This is a genomic window from Streptomyces sp. MAI_2237 (assembly GCF_054189285.1).
This window is the reverse complement of the sequence record NZ_JAJPGQ010000002.1, coordinates 498511-515876: the sequence shown is the minus strand read 5'-3', so window position 1 is coordinate 515876 and position 17366 is coordinate 498511. Positions and strand designations below refer to the sequence as shown.

General features: G+C 70.8%; 12 protein-coding genes and 1 pseudogene. 6 read left to right on the top strand and 7 right to left on the bottom strand.

The window, feature by feature from the left end:
* Positions 1-26 precede the first annotated feature (26 nt).
* Positions 27-245 carry a hypothetical protein gene (locus LN251_RS07175; protein ID WP_385233748.1) on the bottom strand — a complete coding sequence of 73 codons (219 nt, stop codon included), beginning with the start codon at positions 243-245 and terminating at the stop codon, positions 27-29.
* A gap of 107 nt (positions 246-352) precedes the next feature.
* Positions 353-1780, bottom strand: a complete 1428-nt coding sequence (locus tag LN251_RS07170) for an MFS transporter (RefSeq protein WP_458243643.1) — start codon at positions 1778-1780, stop codon at positions 353-355.
* Between the two features lie 101 nt (positions 1781-1881).
* On the opposite strand from LN251_RS07170, the gene LN251_RS07165 reads away from it, so the two are divergent.
* Positions 1882-2769 carry a helix-turn-helix transcriptional regulator gene (locus LN251_RS07165; protein ID WP_458243642.1) on the top strand — a complete coding sequence of 296 codons (888 nt, stop codon included), beginning with the start codon at positions 1882-1884 and terminating at the stop codon, positions 2767-2769.
* A gap of 150 nt (positions 2770-2919) precedes the next feature.
* Here LN251_RS07165 and LN251_RS07160 read toward each other — a convergent pair whose 3' ends face one another.
* Entirely contained in the window at positions 2920-4365 is a 1446-nt protein-coding gene (locus LN251_RS07160) for an MFS transporter (RefSeq protein ID WP_458243641.1), read from the bottom strand.
* Between the two features lie 120 nt (positions 4366-4485).
* Between LN251_RS07160 and dusB the strand changes: the two genes are divergently transcribed.
* Positions 4486-5619, top strand: coding sequence for a tRNA dihydrouridine synthase DusB (dusB, locus tag LN251_RS07155; protein WP_458243640.1), 1134 nt, complete (start codon positions 4486-4488; stop codon positions 5617-5619).
* 222 nt (positions 5620-5841) lie between these two features.
* Here the strand turns inward: dusB and LN251_RS07150 are convergent, their stop codons facing one another.
* The 3 genes from LN251_RS07150 to LN251_RS07140 all read right to left on the bottom strand — a co-directional run bounded on the left by LN251_RS07150 (position 5842) and on the right by LN251_RS07140 (position 11325).
* Positions 5842-7608 (bottom strand): CDP-alcohol phosphatidyltransferase, encoded by a 1767-nt coding sequence (locus LN251_RS07150; protein ID WP_458243639.1) that lies wholly within the window; start codon positions 7606-7608, stop codon positions 5842-5844.
* Positions 7609-7759: 151 nt separating this feature from the next.
* A complete protein-coding gene (locus LN251_RS07145) occupies positions 7760-9697 on the bottom strand; it encodes an amylo-alpha-1,6-glucosidase (protein WP_458243638.1) in 1938 nt (645 codons plus the stop codon).
* On the bottom strand, positions 9694-11325 hold the full coding sequence (locus LN251_RS07140; protein ID WP_458243637.1) for an MGH1-like glycoside hydrolase domain-containing protein: 1632 nt from the start codon (positions 11323-11325) through the stop codon (positions 9694-9696). Before LN251_RS07140 ends, LN251_RS07145 begins: the two co-directional genes overlap by 4 nt.
* Before the next feature lie 120 nt (positions 11326-11445).
* Between LN251_RS07140 and LN251_RS07135 the strand changes: the two genes are divergently transcribed.
* The 4 genes and pseudogenes from LN251_RS07135 (at position 11446) to LN251_RS07120 (ending at position 16902) form a co-directional block, all read left to right on the top strand.
* Positions 11446-12642, top strand: coding sequence for an ROK family protein (locus LN251_RS07135; RefSeq protein ID WP_458243636.1), 1197 nt, complete (start codon positions 11446-11448; stop codon positions 12640-12642).
* Positions 12643-13061: 419 nt separating this feature from the next.
* Positions 13062-15783: pseudogene (gene ppdK / locus LN251_RS07130) on the top strand (pyruvate, phosphate dikinase).
* A gap of 318 nt (positions 15784-16101) precedes the next feature.
* On the top strand, positions 16102-16425 hold the full coding sequence (locus tag LN251_RS07125) for a hypothetical protein (protein ID WP_403952163.1): 324 nt from the start codon (positions 16102-16104) through the stop codon (positions 16423-16425).
* Positions 16426-16506: 81 nt separating this feature from the next.
* Positions 16507-16902 (top strand): hypothetical protein, encoded by a 396-nt coding sequence (locus LN251_RS07120; protein ID WP_458243635.1) that lies wholly within the window; start codon positions 16507-16509, stop codon positions 16900-16902.
* A 27-nt stretch (positions 16903-16929) separates the two neighbouring features.
* Here LN251_RS07120 and LN251_RS07115 read toward each other — a convergent pair whose 3' ends face one another.
* The gene (locus tag LN251_RS07115; RefSeq protein WP_458243634.1) at positions 16930-17256 is read right to left on the bottom strand and encodes a hypothetical protein; all 327 of its coding nucleotides are present in this window, start codon (positions 17254-17256) and stop codon (positions 16930-16932) included.
* Positions 17257-17366 lie beyond the last annotated feature (110 nt).

Genomic DNA, 17366 nt, shown 5'->3' with positions numbered 1-17366 from the left:
CGCCGGAAACTCATCTCCCCGGTGCCTCAGCCCGAGGGCTCCGGCTCCGTCGGGTCCACCGTCGCCTGGTGCGCCTCAGCCAGATGCTCCTCGGCCTTCAGCCAGGGCAGGAACTGCGCCCCCTGCCGCCAGCCGCAGGTGTCACATCTGATCGTCCGCTGCAGACCGGTGCGCTGCACGCGGACGACGTGTTCACGGCCGTGCCCGTCCCAGCGCCGCACCCTGCTCGTGTTGATCTCCAGCATGCCGCCTCCCCTCCGGCTCAGGAGTGTGCAGCAAGACCAACATCAACAGGGGACCCTCACGGCGAGTTGACCAACCCGTGGCCGATCCCACACACGGCACCGCCCCCTCAGCCGATCGTGCGGGGCAGCCGCAGGCTCAGCAGGCCCGTCACGACGACGCAGCCGAGCTGCGCCAGCAGCGTGATGACCAGGGCGTCCCGCATCCCGCTGCCCGGGACGAGGGAGAGGAACAGCGTGCCGAGCGCGGCGACGCCGAGCGCCAGGGCCGACTGCTGGGTCGTCATCATCACCCCGCTGCCCACACCGGCCCGGACCGGCTCCACCTCGGAGAGCACCACCCGGTAGACGATGGGGAGCTGGAGCGCCTGACCGCCGCCCGCGAACACCGCCCCCGGCAGCAGCGCGACCAGGCCGAGATCCGGCCAGGACCGCCAGGCCGCCAGCGCCATCAGGCCGATGCCGAGCCCCTGCAGCAGCGCCCCGGCGGTGACGACCCGGGTGCCGTACCGGGCGACCAGGCGGGGACCGGCGAGTGAGACGAAGAAGAACACCACCGCCATCGGCGCCAGGGCCAGCCCGGCCCGGACCGGTCCCAGACCCGCACCCCGCTGCAACGCCACCGCGATCACGAACATGAAGCCGCTGAAGCCGACGGAGAACGGCAGGATCATCACCAGGCCGCGCCGCAACGACGTCAGCTCGAACAGCGACGGGGGGACGAGGGGCGTACGGCCCCGGCGGTCGGCCCGGCGCTCCACCGCGTAGAACGCCGCCGCGAGGAACGGGAACGCGGCCAGCGACAGCCACGTCCACAGCGGCCAGCCCGCCGACCGGCCCTCGGTGAGCGGCGCCAGCAGGGCCAGCAGGGACGCGGTGAGCAGGACGGTGCCGGGACCGTCGACCGGCTCGGGCTGCCGGGAACGCGTCTCGGGGACGGCACGGGCCGCCAGCAGCAGGCCCACGACGACCACCGGGACGTTCACCAGGAACACCGCGCGCCAGCCGGTGCCCGCGATGTCGGCCGCCACCAGGACCCCGCCGAGGATCTGCCCGGCGACCATGGACAGGCCGGCCGTGGCGCCGTACAGGCCCATCGCCTTCGCCCGGCGCGGCCCGGCGGTCGCCGCCTGGATGGTGGCGAGGATCTGCGGGAGCATCGCGGCGGCCGACGCGCCCTGCGCCACCCGCGCCGCCACCAGCGTCCAGGCGCTCGGCGCGAGCCCGCAGGCCAGCGAGGTCAGGCCGAAGGCCGCCATGCCGCCGAGGAAGAAGCGGCGCCGGCCGAACAGGTCGCCGAGCCTGCCGCCCAGGACGAGGAGCACGGCGTACGCCAACCCGTAACCGGCGACGACAAGTTCGAGGACGGACTCGCTCGCGTGCAGGTCCCGGCCGATCGTCGGCAGGGCGACGTTGACGATGAAGAAGTCGATGAGGGGCAGCGCCGCTGCCAGCAGCACGGTGAAGAGTCCGACGCCGCCGAGCGACGGTGTCGCGGCCGGTGGTCGGACGGTGCGTTGAGCGATGGTTTCGGTCACGTCATCGAGGCTGCGCCCATCCCCAGCGGGGTACCAGAGTGTCTTTATCCTGGTAGAAGCAGTACCTGGAAACAGGGTGCCGAAGGGTGCAGGGTGGAGCCATGACGACCATGGCCCAGGAGACGGCGACGGCGCGCACGCGCGGCACGGGCGCCGAGGTGCGGCGGCACGAGCTGGCGGCCTTCCTGCGCAGCCGCCGCGAGCGGATCGCCCCCGAGGAGGTCGGCCTGCCGCGCGGCCGGAGCCGCCGCACGCCCGGGCTGCGCCGCGAGGAGGTCGCCCAGCTCTCCGCGGTCGGCGTCACCTGGTACACGTGGCTCGAGCAGGGCCGTGACATCCAGGTCTCCGTCCAGGTCCTCGACGCCCTCGCCCGCACCCTGAGGCTCGACCCCACCGAGCGCGCCCACCTCTTCCAGCTCGCCGGCGCGGTCGACCCCACACCGGCCCTGACCTGCCCGTCGGTGACGCCGGGGCTGCGGGCCATGCTGGAGCAGCTGGAGCCGTACGCCGCGAGCATCCAGAACAGCCGGTACGACATCCTCGCCCACAACCGCGTCCTCGGGCTGCTGCTGTGCGACCTGTCGACGGTGGCCCCGGAGGACCGCAACTGCGTCCTGCTCTCCTACACCAACCAGGAGTGGCGCGACTCGATCGTCCACCTGGAGGAGACCCGCCGCCTGATGGCCGCCCGGCTGCGCGCCGCCCAGGCCGGGCACCTCGGCGAGCCGGCCTGGAAGCTCCTGCTCAAGCGGCTGCGCGCGTACCCGGAGTTCTGCGAGGCATGGGAGCGGCACGAGGTGGTCGTGGCCCACAGCAAGCGCAAGGAGTTCCTCAACCGGCTCGTGGGGCGGCTGGTGGTCGACCAGACCGAACTGTGGCTGGGGCCGGAGGTGGGCTCACGGCTGGTGACCTACGTCCCGGCGGACCGGGAGACGCGGGCCAGGATGGAGAAGCTCCACGAGATCGCGCTGGCCAGGGAGACGCCCTGAGGGGGCGGGCCTTTTCATGGGGGGCCGTGAGGGGGCCGGTTTTTTGGGGGAGGTGTGAGGGACTGCGCATGATCACGCCGGGGGCGGGACGCGCCCTGAAGGGGCGCGGGGAACTGCGCGATCAGCCCCCACCCGGCCGCGGCCGCCCGACTACGCGCTGACCGCCGCGGCTTCGCGTACCTCCGCCGACTGCAACTTCTCCGCCGTCCGCTCGGCGGTACCCCGCGCCCACCGCCCCGTCGTCACCGCCCCGAGCGTGAAGACCGCCACCCCGCACGCGACCAAGATCCACCACCCCGGCACCGACGCCGACACGAACGCCGCCCTGTACGACGACCCCTCCACGCCGGAGGCCAGCACCGCCCCGATCACCGCGACGCCCAGCGTCTGACCCAGCTGCCGGCTCGTGGAGGCCACCGCCGCGGCGACCCCCGCCTGCGCCCGCGGCATGCCCGACACCGCCGTGTTGGTGATCGGCGCGTTCACGAACCCGAAGCCGACACCGAACAGCACGTACCCGAGGAACAGCGTCGTGTTCGACGTCTCCGCGTCGAACGCCGCGAACAGCACCGCGCTCACCGTCATCGCCACACCGGCGACCACCAGCGACAGCCGCGGCCCCCGGCTGCCGACCAGCCGTCCGGACAGCGGTGCGCACAGGAACATCGGTACCGCCATCGGCAGCATCCACAGCCCCGCGTGCAGCGCGTCGTACCCGCGTACGTTCTGCAGGTACAGCGTCGACATGAAGAGGAAGCCGCCCAGCGAGGCGAACGCCGCGATCGCTGTCGCCGTCGCCCCGCTGAACGGTACGGAGCGGAAGAAGCGCAGGTCGATGAGGGGTTCGTCGCGTCGCGGCTCGTACCAGAGCAGGCCGCCCAGAGCCGCCGCGGCGACCACCGCGAACGGCAGGACCGCGGCCACGCCGGAGGCCGGGGCCTCGATGATCGCGTACGTCAGTGAGCCGAACAGAGCGATGACCAGCAGCTGCCCGACCGGGTCCGGGCGGCGGGCCTTGGGCGCGCGGGACTCGGGGACGAAGCGCAGGGTCAGCAGCAGGGCCGTCAGGCCGACGGGGAGGTTGACCCAGAAGATCGACCGCCAGCCGACCGACTCCACGAGCAGGCCGCCGGCCAGCGGGCCGGCCGCCATGGAGATGCCGACTACGGCACCCCAGACACCGATCGCCCGGGCCCGTTCGCGGGGGTCCGTGAAGGTGTTCGTGATGATCGACATCGCGACGGGGTTGAGCATCGAGCCGCCGACCGCCTGGATCATGCGGAACACGATCAGTGAGTCCAGGTTCGGGGCGAGCGAGCACAGCAGCGAGCCGACGACGAACAGGACCAGGCCGGTCATGAACGCGCGCTTGCGGCCGATCCGGTCGGCGGTGGAGCCCGCGAGCATCAGCAGCGAGGCCAGGACGAGGGTGTAGGCGTCGATCGTCCACTGCAGGCCGGACGTGCTCGCGTGCAGCTCGCGCTGCATGTCGGGGAGGGCGACGTTCAGAGCGGTGACGTCGATGCTCACGATCAGCAGGCTCATGCAGCAGATCGCCAGGACCAGCAGACGTCGGCGGTGACTGAGCTCGGGCATGCGTTTTATCGTACGCCGATGTCGATAGTGTGTCTAACTAATAGTGGTGCTAACTAATGGTGGATGCATGATCTTTGGGGGGTGGGGATGCGGTCGTTTCCCATGGGTGACAATGGGCTAATGTCCACGCCCCTGCAGATCGGTCCGCACACCGTCCAGCCCCCTGTCGTCCTCGCCCCCATGGCCGGGATCACCAACGCTCCCTTCCGGACACTGTGCCGGGAGTTCAGCGGCGGCAAGGGCCTCTTCGTGAGCGAGATGATCACCACGCGGGCGCTGGTCGAGCGCAACGAGAAGACCATGCAGCTCATCCACTTCGACGCGAGCGAGAAGCCTCGGTCGATCCAGCTGTACGGCGTCGATCCCGCCACCGTCGGCAAGGCCGTCCGCATGATCGCGGAGGAAGGGCTCGCCGATCACATCGACCTGAACTTCGGGTGCCCGGTGCCGAAGGTGACGCGGAAGGGCGGCGGGTCCGCGCTGCCGTACAAGCGGAACCTGCTGAGGGCGATCCTGCGGGAGGCCGTCTCGGGTGCCGGGGACCTGCCCGTGACGATGAAGATGCGCAAGGGCATCGACGACGACCACATCACGTATCTGGACGCCGGGCGCATCGCCGTCGAGGAGGGCGTCACGGCGATCGCCCTGCACGGGCGTACGGCCGCGCAGCACTACGGCGGTACCGCGGACTGGGACGCCATCGCCCGGCTCAAGGAGCATGTGCCGGAGATTCCCGTGCTGGGCAACGGGGACATCTGGTCGGCCGAGGACGCGCTGCGGATGGTGCGGGAGACCGGGTGCGACGGGGTGGTCGTGGGGCGCGGGTGCCTCGGGCGGCCCTGGCTGTTCGCCGACCTCGTGGCGGCGTTCGAGGGGCGGGAGCAGGACATCGCTCGGCCGTCGTTGCGTGAGGTCGCCGATGTCATGGTGCGGCACGCTCGGCTGCTGGGGGAGTGGATCGGCGACGAGGCGAAGGGTGTCGTCGACTTCCGGAAGCATGTCGCCTGGTATCTGAAGGGCTTCGCGGTCGGCAGCGAGATGCGTAAGCGGCTTGCCGTTACCTCTTCTTTGGAGGAACTGCGGGGCGGGCTGGACGAGTTGCATCTGGATCAGGCCTGGCCGGTGGGGGCCGACGGGCCTCGGGGGCGTACGTCCGGCAACAACAGGGTGGTGCTGCCGGACGGGTGGCTGAAGGACCCGTACGACTGCGCGGGCGTCGGGGAGGACGCGGAGCTCGACACGTCGGGGGGCTGAGGTCCGGCGCCCGCGGGTGTGTCGTGGCTCGGGGACGGGGCGGGGGTGTCCGTCCTCGGTCGGGCGGTGCTGTTGGCCGTGCAGTGCTGCCTCTTGACGCCCGACGCTGCGGGCGGACACCCCCGCCCCGTCCCCTTCGCGCCGTCGGCGACTGCAGCTCCCCAGGGGCGCGGGGAACTGCGCGATCGGCCACCGGGGACCCGCGGCTTTGTACGGCGCTGCTCACCCCGTCTTGGGGTGTTTCGTCGAGCCGTACGCCGTGAGGAACCTGTCGCGGAACGCGCTCATCTTCCAGACCGGGGCGTCGTGGGCGGGGCGCAGGCCGTCCGTCCAGTTCCAGGTGGAGATCTTGTCCAGGACCTTGGGGTCCTTGGCGACGATGGAGACCGGGACGTCACGGTTGGCGTGGTTGCCGCTGACGCGGGGGATGGGCTGGTGGTCGCCCAGGAAGACCAGCACGGTGTCCTTCGTGCCGTAGCGCTCCAGCCACTCGGTGAGGGCCGTGACGGAGTACTGCACCGACTTGCCGTACTCCGCCTGCGACTTGGGGGAGCTCGCGATGATGTCCGAGGGCTTGTTGCCGGCCTTCTGGATGGCGTTGAAGATCGAGCCGTTGCCCAGCTTGTTCCAGGGGACCATCTTGGGGATCGGCGCCCAGGGCTGGTGGCTGGAGGTCAGGATGACCAGGGACATCAGGGGCTTGGTGCGCTTCTTGGCGTGCTCCAGGTTCTGGAACTGCTGCAGCGCGTACTGGTCGGGCATGGTGGACCAGCTGAACTTCGGGCCCTTGTAGCCCATCTGGAAGGCGTTGCGGTAGGAGTCCAGGCCGTAGAACTTGGACTCGGGCCAGCTCTTCTGCACGCCGGGCATGATGCCCACCGTGTCCCAGGCGCCCGTCTTCTTGAACGCTTCCGTCAGGCTCATGTGGTCGCTCGCCATGAGGGTGCGGTAGCGCTGCTGGTTGTCGATCCAGAGGCCCGACATGGTGGTGGAGTGGCCGAGCCAGCTGCTGCCGCCGTAGGTGGCGGAGGTCAGCCAGCCGCTCTTGGCGTGGAAGCCGGCCTTTGCCAGGGCCTTGGTGCGGGCGTCGAGGGTCGCGTCGACGCCGGGTGCCTCCACCGGGTCCTCGATCGCGCTGCGGCCGTAGCTCTCGATGAAGGTGAAGACCATGTCCTTGCCGCGCAGGTCGGGGACCAGCTGGCCGGGCGGGGTGTTGCCGAACGCGTCGATCTTGGCGATCTTCTGGAACTCCGCCTCGTCGCGCAGGGTGGTGTGCACCAGCCGGGCTTGGGACAGCACCCCTCCCGCCGCGCGGTCGGCCGCGACCGGCGACCCGGCTATCTGGAGTCCCAGCGCGGAGCAGGTGACCCATACGACGGCGGCGGCCAGTGTTCCGCGCGTCGCTGCCTGCTTGTTGCGGGCGAGCACGGAGCTGAGCCGGACCATCGCCAGGGCCATGACGGTGAGGAGGAGTACGACCAGCAGGAGGGCGCCTACGGTGGCGAGGGTCGCCACCGTGCCGCCCATCGAGTCCTTGACGTAGGACTGGGCGTCGGGGAGGAGTTCCCAGTCCAGGACCAGGTTGAAGCGGCGGCCCAGGTACTCCCAGAAGCCCATGTCCAGGAGGTTGAGGATGGTCATCGCGCCGAGTGCGGCGCCGGAGAGGGCCGCCACCGCCAGCCGGGGGCGGCGCGGGAGGGTCAGGGCCGCGGCGGCTCCGAGGATCGCCTCCACCGGTATCCGCACGAACCGGTCCGCGTGCAGGGCGCTCTGCCTGTTCGGCAGGACCAGTGCCAGGAACACCAGGGCCGCGGCGAGCGCCGTGATCGTCCAGCGGGTGCCGCGGACGACCGCGGGATGCCCTTCGCGCCAGGCGGCGGACCGCGACCGCAGGGTGACCCGCTCGGCCGTCTCCTGCTCGGGTGTCGTGCCCTCGGTGACGGCGTCGGCGGTTTCCGGCTGGTGGCGAAGGCGCGTGAAGACAGGCACCCGAAGGTCCTTCCGTAGCGAGGCCCGGGGAGGGAGGGGCGGGTCACGCTGGGGAGGCAAGGACCCGCCGACCTTCCGTACGGCGGGCCCCGCGCGGGTGTTCACGGCACCGGGCAAACACCCGGCAAACGGCCGGTCAACGGCTCCGGCGTCAGGCGCCGCCGACCGCCGTCAGCAGGGCCAGGGGCGCCGCCGCGGCGCGCGACTCGCGGATGCAGGCGTGCGGATAGGGCACCGGCTCGGCGTGCGCGTCCCGGCCGTACCCGGCGATGACCTCCGGCAGCCGGTGGCCGGTGGCGTTCGCCGCGTCCACCAGGCCGTGCGCGACCGTGCGTGCCTCGTCGTGCAGTCCGTACCGCGCCAGCCCCAGGGTGATCAGCGCGTTGTCGTGCGGCCACACCGAGCCCCGGTGGTAGGAAAGCGGGTGGTAGGCGGCCTGGCCGGATGCCAGGGTGCGTACGCCCCAGCCGGAGAAGAAGTCCGGCTCCAGCAGCCGCCGGCCCACCGCCTCCCCGTACTCCTTGTCCAGCAGCCCCGACCAGAGGAGATGGCCGGCGTCCGACGCCAGCGCGTCCAGTTGCCGGCCCTCGCCGTCCAGCGCCAGGGCGGGGAAGGACCGCTCCGGCATCCAGAAGTCCTGCTGGAAACGGTCCCGCAGGTCGCCGGCCGCCTGCTCCAGCAGCGCCGCGTACGTCTCGTCCGCCCACACGGTGCGCGCGATCCACGCCGTGCGGCGCAGCGCGTCGTACGCGTATCCCTGGGCCCCGGCCGCCATCACCGCGCCGCTCGCCCGGGTGCCGTCGGCGGAGCAGATGGCGCCGGGGGAGTCCTTCCAGTTCTGGTTGGCCAGGCCGCCCTGGTCGGCGCGGTAGACCAGGTAGCCGCGCGAGGTGAGGCCCCCGTGGTCCAGCATCCAGCCGATCGCGGCGCGGGCGTGGGGCTCCAGGCGGCGGGCGAGAGCGGTGTCGCCGGTCTGTTCGACGTAGGCGCCGAGGAGGACGAGGAAGAGGGGCGTGGCGTCCACCGAGCCGTAGTAGCGGCCGTACGGGACCTGGCCGAAGTGCGCCAGTTCGCCGTGGCGGACCTCGTGCACGATCTTTCCCGGCTGGGCCACCGAGTCCACGCCCGTCTCGGTGGCCTGGGTGGCGGCCAGCGCGGGCAGGGTCGCGGCGGCGAGCTGCGGGCGGTAGGGGAGGGCGAAGAGGGAGGTGAGCAGGGCGTCCCGGCCCAGCAGGGTCAGGAACCAGGGGGCGCCGGCGGCCGGCACGCGCAGTTCCTCGCCGTCCGGGCCCGTCGCCGACAGCTGGAGCGAGGCGAGGTCCGCCAGGCCCCGCGCGCACGCCGCCGCCAGCTCCGGCCAGCCGGTCGGGAAGGCAACGCCCTCCACGAACTCGCCTTCGAGAGCGAGGAGTTGTTCGGTCGCCGCGGCGGGGGAGGCCGGCACGCGCAGCGTCCGTTCGTCTCCGTGCGGGCGGGCCATCACGCGAAGGACCAGCTCCGCGGTGCCGTGCGGGGCGAGGTCGAGGGTCCATACGAGGCGGCGGGCTCCCGTGCCCGTCTCCTCCACGCCGTCCGGAGCGGGCTCGGCCGTCACCGTCGTACAGGACCGCCATTCGCCGCGCCGGTAGGCGAACTCCACTCCGTCGTCCAGGACTTGGCGGGAGCGGACGGCGCCGGTCTTGGCGTAGGTGCGGTGGTCGGAGCGGAGTTCGAACTGATCGGTGAAGTCGGCGTCCGCGGTGATCGCGAGGCGGACCGTGGTGGGTGCCGGGCGGTTGCTGGTGACCTTGAGGGATTCCACGAACGCGCCGTCCCCGACTGCCTGTTCGCGGAACACCGTGCAGGCGGGCGGCTCCTGGCGTCCGCCGCGCGGGACGAGGACACAGCGCGCCGTGTCTCCGTCCGCGACCGGCGTGAGGGACTCCGGCACGGCGCCGTCGACCGTCAGTTGCCAGCGGCTCAAGTGCCGGGCGTCCCGCACGAACAGACCGTCCGGGGAGCCGGCTCCCCGGACCCCGCTGATGTCCCCGCCGTCACTCACGGCCGCGAACGTTCCGCCGTGCACGAGCAGATGATGCCGGTCGCTCATCCCCGGTCCCCTCCCCTTGCGTTCTCGTCGCTCATTTCGTCGAACGTGTCGATGCCCGTCGGGGACACGCCGTCTCCGGGGCGCGTGTGGAGCAGATCAAGCGCGAGCGCGGCGGTCCAGCCGAAGCCGAGCGCTCCGCAGGCCGCGCCGGTGTGCGGGTCCACGTACTCCGCGAAGCCGGACGCGTCGGCGATGTCCAGGACGGCCGCGCGCAGCGCGTCGGCCGCTTCCGGCTCGCCGTGGGTGCGCAGCCCGCTTTCCAGCAGCCAGTTGGTGTTGAACCAGGCGGGGCCGCGCCAGTAGCGGTGCGGGTCGAAGGCCTCGCCGAGGAGGTCGTAACTGGGCACCAGGCGGGTGCTGTCCCCGAGGCCGAAGTGCGCTCCGCGCAGGGTGCGCAGGAGCGGGGCGACGACGTCGCGGGGGAGGCCGGGGAGGATCAGCGGGACGAGGCCGGAGACGCTGCGCTCGGGGAGGAGGGTGCCGGCGGGGTGTGAGCGGTGCTCTGGCGTGTGAGCGGTGCTCTGTGAGTGGTGCTCTGGCGTGTGAGCGGTGCTCTGTGAGTGGTGCTCTGGCGTGTGAGCGGTGCTCTGTGAGTGGTGCTCTCCGCCGGGAGCACCCTTCCGGGAGCGTCGCTCCGGACCGAGAGCACCGATCTCCCCGGCTCCTGCGGCGGACCGCAGGTCGCGGCACAGGAACATCTCCCTCGTCGGGTCCCACAGGCGCCGCACCAGCGCTGCCGTCAGGCGTTCCGCGCGCGCGTGGCGGGCCGTGCCCGTCGCGCCCAGTTCGCGGGCGATCCGGGCGAGCGCGTGCTCGGAGGCGATCAGCAGCGCGTTGAACGCCGGGTCCTCCACGGCGAACTCGCCGCCCCCGTCGGCGTACCCGCGATCCCGGTAGTCCGTCGCCAGCCGCACGTAGCGGCCGTAGTCGAGGTCCGTCGGCCGGTCCTCGGGGGCGCCGTGGTCGAGGTCGGCGCGGCGGAAGGAGCGGGCCGGGGCGGGGGTGATCCTGCTGAGCGGGGCGTCCCAGCAGGGGCTGTTGTCCATGCCCTGCTCCCAGGGGTGGACGACGGACGCGAGCCCGCCGCCGCCCAGGTCCCGGCGGTGCAGCAGATAGCGGTGCCAGGCGGCCAGGCGCGGGTACAGGCGGGCCAGGAAGCCGCGCGCACGGGAGAGTCCGGGGTCGGCGCAGTGCACCAGCCAGGCCGCGAGCGCGTGCACCGGTGGCTGCACGATGCCGGAGGTCTGTACGGTGCGCGGGGCGCCCGCAGCGCGCCCCGCGGTCGAGGAGCGCCAGAAGTCCGGGCTCGGGAAGTACGCGTCGAGGGGTACGGAGGGGTTGAAGACGATGTGCGGGATGCGGCCGTCGCCCCACTGGGCGGCCAGCAGCGTCTCCAGCTCCGTCTGCGCCCGTAACGGCGACAGGTGGCGCAGGCCGATCGCGATGAACGCCGAGTCCCACGACCACTGGTGCGGGTACAGGCTGCGCGAGGGGACCGTGGAGGAGCCCGTCCAGTTCTCCTCCAGCACCCGGGCGGCCCTGGCGTGCGGCGAATCCCCCGTGAGGGGTGGATCGTATGCAGTGGGGTGCTTGGTGGCGCGGCTGGTCAGTTGGGCGGTGCGATCCACTCGGGGCTCCCCGAAAGAGGTGCGGGCGACCGGTTCGGTCGTAGCCATCGTAGAGTTACGTCTATTTAACACGCAAAACTCAATATGTAATGCAGAGTTGAGAAGCACAAGGGGGTGCGCATGACGGGACGTGGACAGGCACGCGCCGGCGATCTGCTCGAACTGGTGCGAAGCGGACGCGCGACCACGCGTGGAGCGCTCCAGCAGGTCACCGGCCTGTCCCGCGCCACCGTCGGTCAGCGCCTCGACCGCCTCTTCCGCGCGGGCTGGCTGCGCGAGGGCGCCGGCGGTCCGGTGGACTCCCCGCTCGGCGGACGCCCTTCCATCACACTGGAGTTCGACGGCGAGCACGCCGTCGTCCTCGCCGCCGACCTCGACACCCGGCACGCGCGCGCCGCCGTCCTGACGCTGACCGGCGAGATCCTCGCGGAACGCTCCGGCGTCCTGCTGATCGAGGACGGCCCGGACGCCGTACTGGGCGAACTGGGCGGCTGGTTCGCCGAGTTGCTGCAGAAGGCCGGACGGCCGGCGGAGTCGGCCTGCGGGATCGGGCTCGCCGTGCCCGGGCCCGTCGACAGCGAGACCGGTCGGGTCGTGCAGCCGCCGATGATGCCGGGCTGGGACGGCTACGACATAAGAGGGCGCCTGAGCAGAGCCTTCGGCGAGCGCACGGGCACCGGGGCGATCCCCGTGCTCGTCGACAACGACGCGAACCTCATGGCGTACGGCGAGCAGCGCACCGGATACCCCGACTGCTCGGCGTTCGTGCTGGTGAAGGTGTCGACCGGCATCGGGGCGGGGGTCGTGGTCGGCGGTTCCGTCTTCCGCGGCATCGACGGGGGCGCGGGGGACATCGGGCACATCCGGGTGGGCGTGGAGGCGCTGTGCAGGTGCGGGTCCTACGGGTGTCTCGCCGCTGTCGCCAGTGGCGGCGCCGTGGCGCGGCGGCTGGCGGAGGCGGGGGTGCCGGCGGCCTCCGGCTCGGACGTGCGGGAGCTGCTGGCGGCCGGGCACCCCGAGGCCGTCGGGCTGGCGCGGGAGGCCGGGCGGCGGGTGGGGGACGTCCTGGCGACCGTCGTGACGCTGCTGAATCCCGGGGTGCTGATGATCGCCGGGGATCTGGCCGGAACCCCCTTCCTCACGGGGGTGCGGGAGCTGCTGTACCAGCGGGCGCTGCCCCGCTCCACCGCTCATCTGGACGTCGTCACCTCGCGGCTCGGCGAGCGGGCTGGCCTGGTGGGGGCCGGAGCACTGGTGGTGGAGTACCTGTACGCGCCGGAGCGCGTCGAGGAGCGGCTGTCGGCGATGGGCGTGTGACGTCGGGCTTTTTCGTTCCGCCGCAGGTCCAGGGCGCGTCCGCATGGTGAAATCCGGGCCGCTGTGGCAGCGTGATTCTCGCCACCCTTGATAAGGGTTGCGCTCAGATGAGCGGATCTTGGGCGACTGCACTTCTCCAAGGAGTGGCACTGGGTGCCACCGTTTGATCGTTCATCGAGCGAAAACAGGTGCGCGTGAGTGCTGCTCATCTGAGCGCAAAACCGCACCTGTGGGCGTGGTTGCGTTCAAGAAGTGAAAACATAAGCGGCTGGTTGCTTGCCGAGCTTTGACTTTCAATCCTCTGGCGGAGCGCTGGTTACGGGCACATGACGCACGAGTAGACGTACCCAGACGCCTTCGATCTGGGTATGTTCCTGGCCGTCAGGGCAGCCACCGCGTCTTCGAGGGAGTCGAGACCCGTGTCGGAAAACAAAGAACCTCATGGAGCGAAGCTCGTTTACGACTTCACCGAGGGAAACAAGGATCTCAAGGACCTCCTCGGTGGCAAGGGTGCGAACCTCGCCGAGATGACCAATCTGGGACTCCCCGTTCCCCCCGGCTTCACCATCACGACGGAAGCCTGCAAGGTCTACCTCGACAGCGGCGAGGAACCGGCGGCACTGCGTGACGAGGTGAGTGCGCACCTCGACGCGCTGGAGCAGCGCATGGGCAAGAAGCTCGGCCAGCCCGACAATCCCCTGCTGGTCTCCGTCCGCTCCGGTGCGAAGTTCTCGATGCCCGGCATGATGGACACCGTCCTGAACATCGGACTCTCCGACAAGTCCGTGAAGGGTCTCGCCGACCAGGGCCGGCGACGAGCGGTTCGCCTGGGACTCCTACCGCCGCCTCATCCAGATGTTCGGCAAGACCGTCCTCGGCGTCGACGGCGACCTCTTCGAGGAGGCGCTGGAGAAGGCCAAGGAGGCCAAGAACGTCACGGTCGACACCGACCTCGAGGCCGCCGACCTCAAGAAGCTGGTCACCGCCTTCAAGAAGATCGTCAAGAAGGAGGCCGGCCGGGACTTCCCGCAGGACCCGCGCGAGCAGATGGACCTCGCCATCAAGGCGGTCTTCGACTCCTGGAACGGCGACCGCGCCAAGCTCTACCGCCGCCAGGAGCGCATCCCGCACGACCTCGGCACGGCCGTCAACGTCTGCTCCATGGTCTTCGGCAACCTCGGCCCCGACTCGGGCACCGGCGTCGCCTTCACCCGCGACCCCGCCAGCGGCCACCAGGGCGTCTACGGCGACTACCTGCAGAACGCCCAGGGCGAGGACGTCGTCGCCGGCATCCGTAACACCGTGCCGCTGGCGGAGCTGGAGTCGATCGACAAGAAGTCGTACGACCAGCTCATGCAGATCATGGAGACCTTGGAGAACCACTACAAGGATCTCTGCGACATCGAGTTCACCATCGAGCGCGGCCAGCTGTGGATGCTGCAGACCCGCGTCGGCAAGCGGACCGCCGGTGCCGCCTTCCGCATCGCCACCCAGCTGGTGGACCAGGGGCTCATCGACGAGGCCGAGGCGCTGCAGCGGGTCACGGGCGCCCAGCTGGCCCAGCTGATGTTCCCGCGCTTCGACGAGGACGCGAAGGTCGCGCAGGTCGGCCGGGGCATCGCCGCCTCGCCGGGCGCCGCCGTCGGCAAGGCCGTCTTCGACTCGTACACCGCGGTGAAGTGGTCCCGTTCGGGCGAGAAGGTCATCCTCGTGCGCCGGGAGACCAACCCCGACGACCTCGACGGCATGATCGCCGCCGAGGGCATCCTGACCAGCCGCGGCGGCAAGACCTCCCACGCGGCCGTCGTCGCCCGCGGCATGGGCAAGACCTGTGTCTGCGGCGCCGAGGAGCTGGAGGTCGACACCAAGAGGCGCCGGATGACCGTCCCCGGCGGCCACGTCGTCGAAGAGGGCGACGTCATCTCCATCGACGGCTCCAGCGGCAAGGTGTACCTCGGCGAGGTGCCGGTCGTGCCGTCGCCGGTCGTGGAGTACTTCGAGGGCCGTATGCACGCCGGCGCCGACGACGCCGACGAACTGGTCGAGGCCGTGCACCGGATCATCGGGTACGCCGACCGGATGCGCCGCCTGCGGGTACGCGCCAACGCCGACAACGCCGAGGACGCGCTGCGCGCCCGCCGCTTCGGCGCCCAGGGCATCGGCCTGTGCCGTACCGAGCACATGTTCCTCGGCGACCGGCGCGAGCTGGTCGAGCGGCTGATCCTGGCCGACACGGAGGCCGAGCGCGAGGAGTCCCTGAAGGAGCTGCTCCCGCTGCAGAAGGCGGACTTCGTGGAGCTGTTCAAAGCGATGGACGGACTGCCCGTCACCATCCGGCTCCTCGACCCGCCGCTGCACGAGTTCCTGCCCGACATCACCGAGCTGTCGGTGCGCGTCGCGCTCGCCGAGTCCCGGCAGGAGTCGCACGAGAACGACCTGCGCCTGCTGCAGGCGGTGCACCGCCTGCACGAGCAGAATCCGATGCTGGGCCTGCGCGGCGTACGCCTCGGTCTGGTCATCCCCGGCCTGTTCACCATGCAGGTCCGCGCCATCGCCGAGGCGGCGGCCGAGCGCAAGGCCGCCAAGGGCGACCCGCGCGCCGAGATCATGATCCCGCTCGTCGGCACCGTCCAGGAGCTGGAGATCGTCCGCGACGAGGCCGACCAGGTCGTCGCCGAGGTCGAGGCCGCCACCGGCACGCAGCTCAAGCTCGCCATCGGCACGATGATCGAGCTGCCGCGCGCCGCGCTGACGGCGGGTCAGATCGCGGAGGCGGCGGAGTTCTTCTCCTTCGGCACGAACGACCTCACGCAGACGGTGTGGGGCTTCAGCCGGGACGACGTCGAGGCCTCGTTCTTCACCGCCTACCTGGAGAAGGGCATCTTCGGCGTCAGCCCCTTCGAGACCATCGACAAGGACGGCGTCGGCTCCCTGGTCAGCCTGGCCGCGAAGGCGGGCCGCGAGACCCGTCCCGACCTCAAGCTCGGCGTCTGCGGCGAGCACGGCGGCGACCCGGAGTCGGTCCACTTCTTCCACGAGGTCGGTCTCGACTACGTCTCCTGCTCGCCGTTCCGGATCCCGGTGGCGCGCCTGGAGGCCGGTCGTGCGGCCGTCCAGTCGGAGGGCAGCGACCACCGCTGACCCACCCCAGCCCCGGAGCCGCCGCCCGTCCCCGACCCTCAACACCGATGGGCGGCGGCTCCGGACCACCAAGAGAGGCGGCACCTTGTGCGGAGGTGCCGCCTCTTCGGCATGGTCGGCGCGACTTCAAGCCGCCTCTCACCCGCCGCCACGGCAGAGGCTCCGGCTCCATCCAGGATGAACGCTTTGCGATGCTGCTGGAACAGTCGATCAATTACTCAAAAAGCGCATCAGTGCGTCTAGGTTCGAAAAGGTGTATCAGAGCGCAAGAGTGACCCTCTGGCTGATAGGAGCCCATGTCGGCGAAAGGAGCAGCTGATGCCTGAGTTCGACGTCCACGGAGAGTGGAGCCTCCATCAGAGCAACGGCTTCAAGACGACCTTCAACATCCAGCAGAACGGCACCTCGTTGACCGGGAGCGCCAGCGCTGCGGGGATGGCGGGGACAGGCAGGGGCAGGGTTCAGGGAGACAGTTTCATATTCACTGTCGACTGGAACCCGGCCGGAGACGAGAAGGGACCCCTCGGCGAGTACTCGGGCACCTTCAACCTCGACGGCCGCATCACTGGCGTAACGGTTGACCTCAACCATGCGACCTCCCAGGCATTCTGGAGCAGTGACGCGACCTTCAAGAAGGGCTGATTGCCCGGCACTTCCGCCGAGAAGGGGAAATCAATCGCCGCCCCGGCATCCGCTGGGGCGGCATCGTCGAGGGCAGGGGGGGTGCGTGCACCAATCCTCGGCTCGGTGCAGGAGGGGGAGGCGGGCGTGTGGGACGGGCCGTTCTATCGGGTGCGGCGCGAAGGGTACGAGATCTGCTTCGTGCCCGGCGCGGGGGAGGACCTGACGGAGGTGGACGACGTCGACATGTGGGTGACCCTCGACGACGGCGACCGCTGGTCCGGCACCGTGTACACCCTGGATGTGGTGCGGCGGAACATGGATCGTTGGCGTGACACGGACGAGTGTCTGGGCGGCAGCTACTTCTGGGTCTGGGACGGCCTGATCGTCCGTGATCCGGGCATCCCCGCCATGGTCCGTGTCATCGACCATCTCGTGAGCACGGGCGAGTTCCGCACGACGTTGCGGCATGTGGGGCCGGAGGAGGACGTGGATTGAGAGGGCATGGCCGCCACGCGGTCGGACTCACAGGTCCACGCGGGACTCGGTGTCGCCCCGTCTCAGCATCACGTGAGCCGGCCGGAGCGGCAGGCCGCGCAGCGTCGGTTCCAGGACCTCGAAGAGTGCGTCCGCGTCCGGCCCGTAGGCGTACACGACAGCTTCGCCTCCTCCGAACTCGTTACCGTCGACCTCGCCGACGCCCGCCTTCTCGGCAGCCGTCGCCATCGTTCGCGCGGCCTGGTAGACCAGCTCGCGCTGGTCGGCATCGCCGAAGCCGTCACCAGTGAGCCGTAGGTGCGCGATGACGGCGTGTTCCTCATCCCCGCTGTCGGGGGCGACTGGTGTCTCCACGCCGGACACCCTCTCATCGACGTCAGACATCGCCGCGGGTCACGGCTGGTCGGCCGAATTCCGTGGACGGAGGTGCCGTCCCTTCCGGCCCGTGGCGGTCGGGTCTCCTA

Bases quoted from the DNA above. Each gene is read 5' to 3' on its own strand.
- LN251_RS07175 (WP_385233748.1), bottom strand. From the start codon at position 245: ATGCTGGAGATCAACACGAGCAGGGTGCGGCGCTGGGACGGGCACGGC.
- LN251_RS07165 (WP_458243642.1), top strand. From the start codon at position 1,882: ATGACGACCATGGCCCAGGAGACGGCGACGGCGCGCACGCGCGGCACG.
- LN251_RS07160 (WP_458243641.1), bottom strand. From the start codon at position 4,365: ATGCCCGAGCTCAGTCACCGCCGACGTCTGCTGGTCCTGGCGATCTGC.
- dusB (WP_458243640.1), top strand. From the start codon at position 4,486: ATGTCCACGCCCCTGCAGATCGGTCCGCACACCGTCCAGCCCCCTGTC.
- LN251_RS07145 (WP_458243638.1), bottom strand. From the start codon at position 9,697: ATGAGCGACCGGCATCATCTGCTCGTGCACGGCGGAACGTTCGCGGCC.
- LN251_RS07135 (WP_458243636.1), top strand. From the start codon at position 11,446: ATGACGGGACGTGGACAGGCACGCGCCGGCGATCTGCTCGAACTGGTG.
- LN251_RS07125 (WP_403952163.1), top strand. From the start codon at position 16,102: ATGCCTGAGTTCGACGTCCACGGAGAGTGGAGCCTCCATCAGAGCAAC.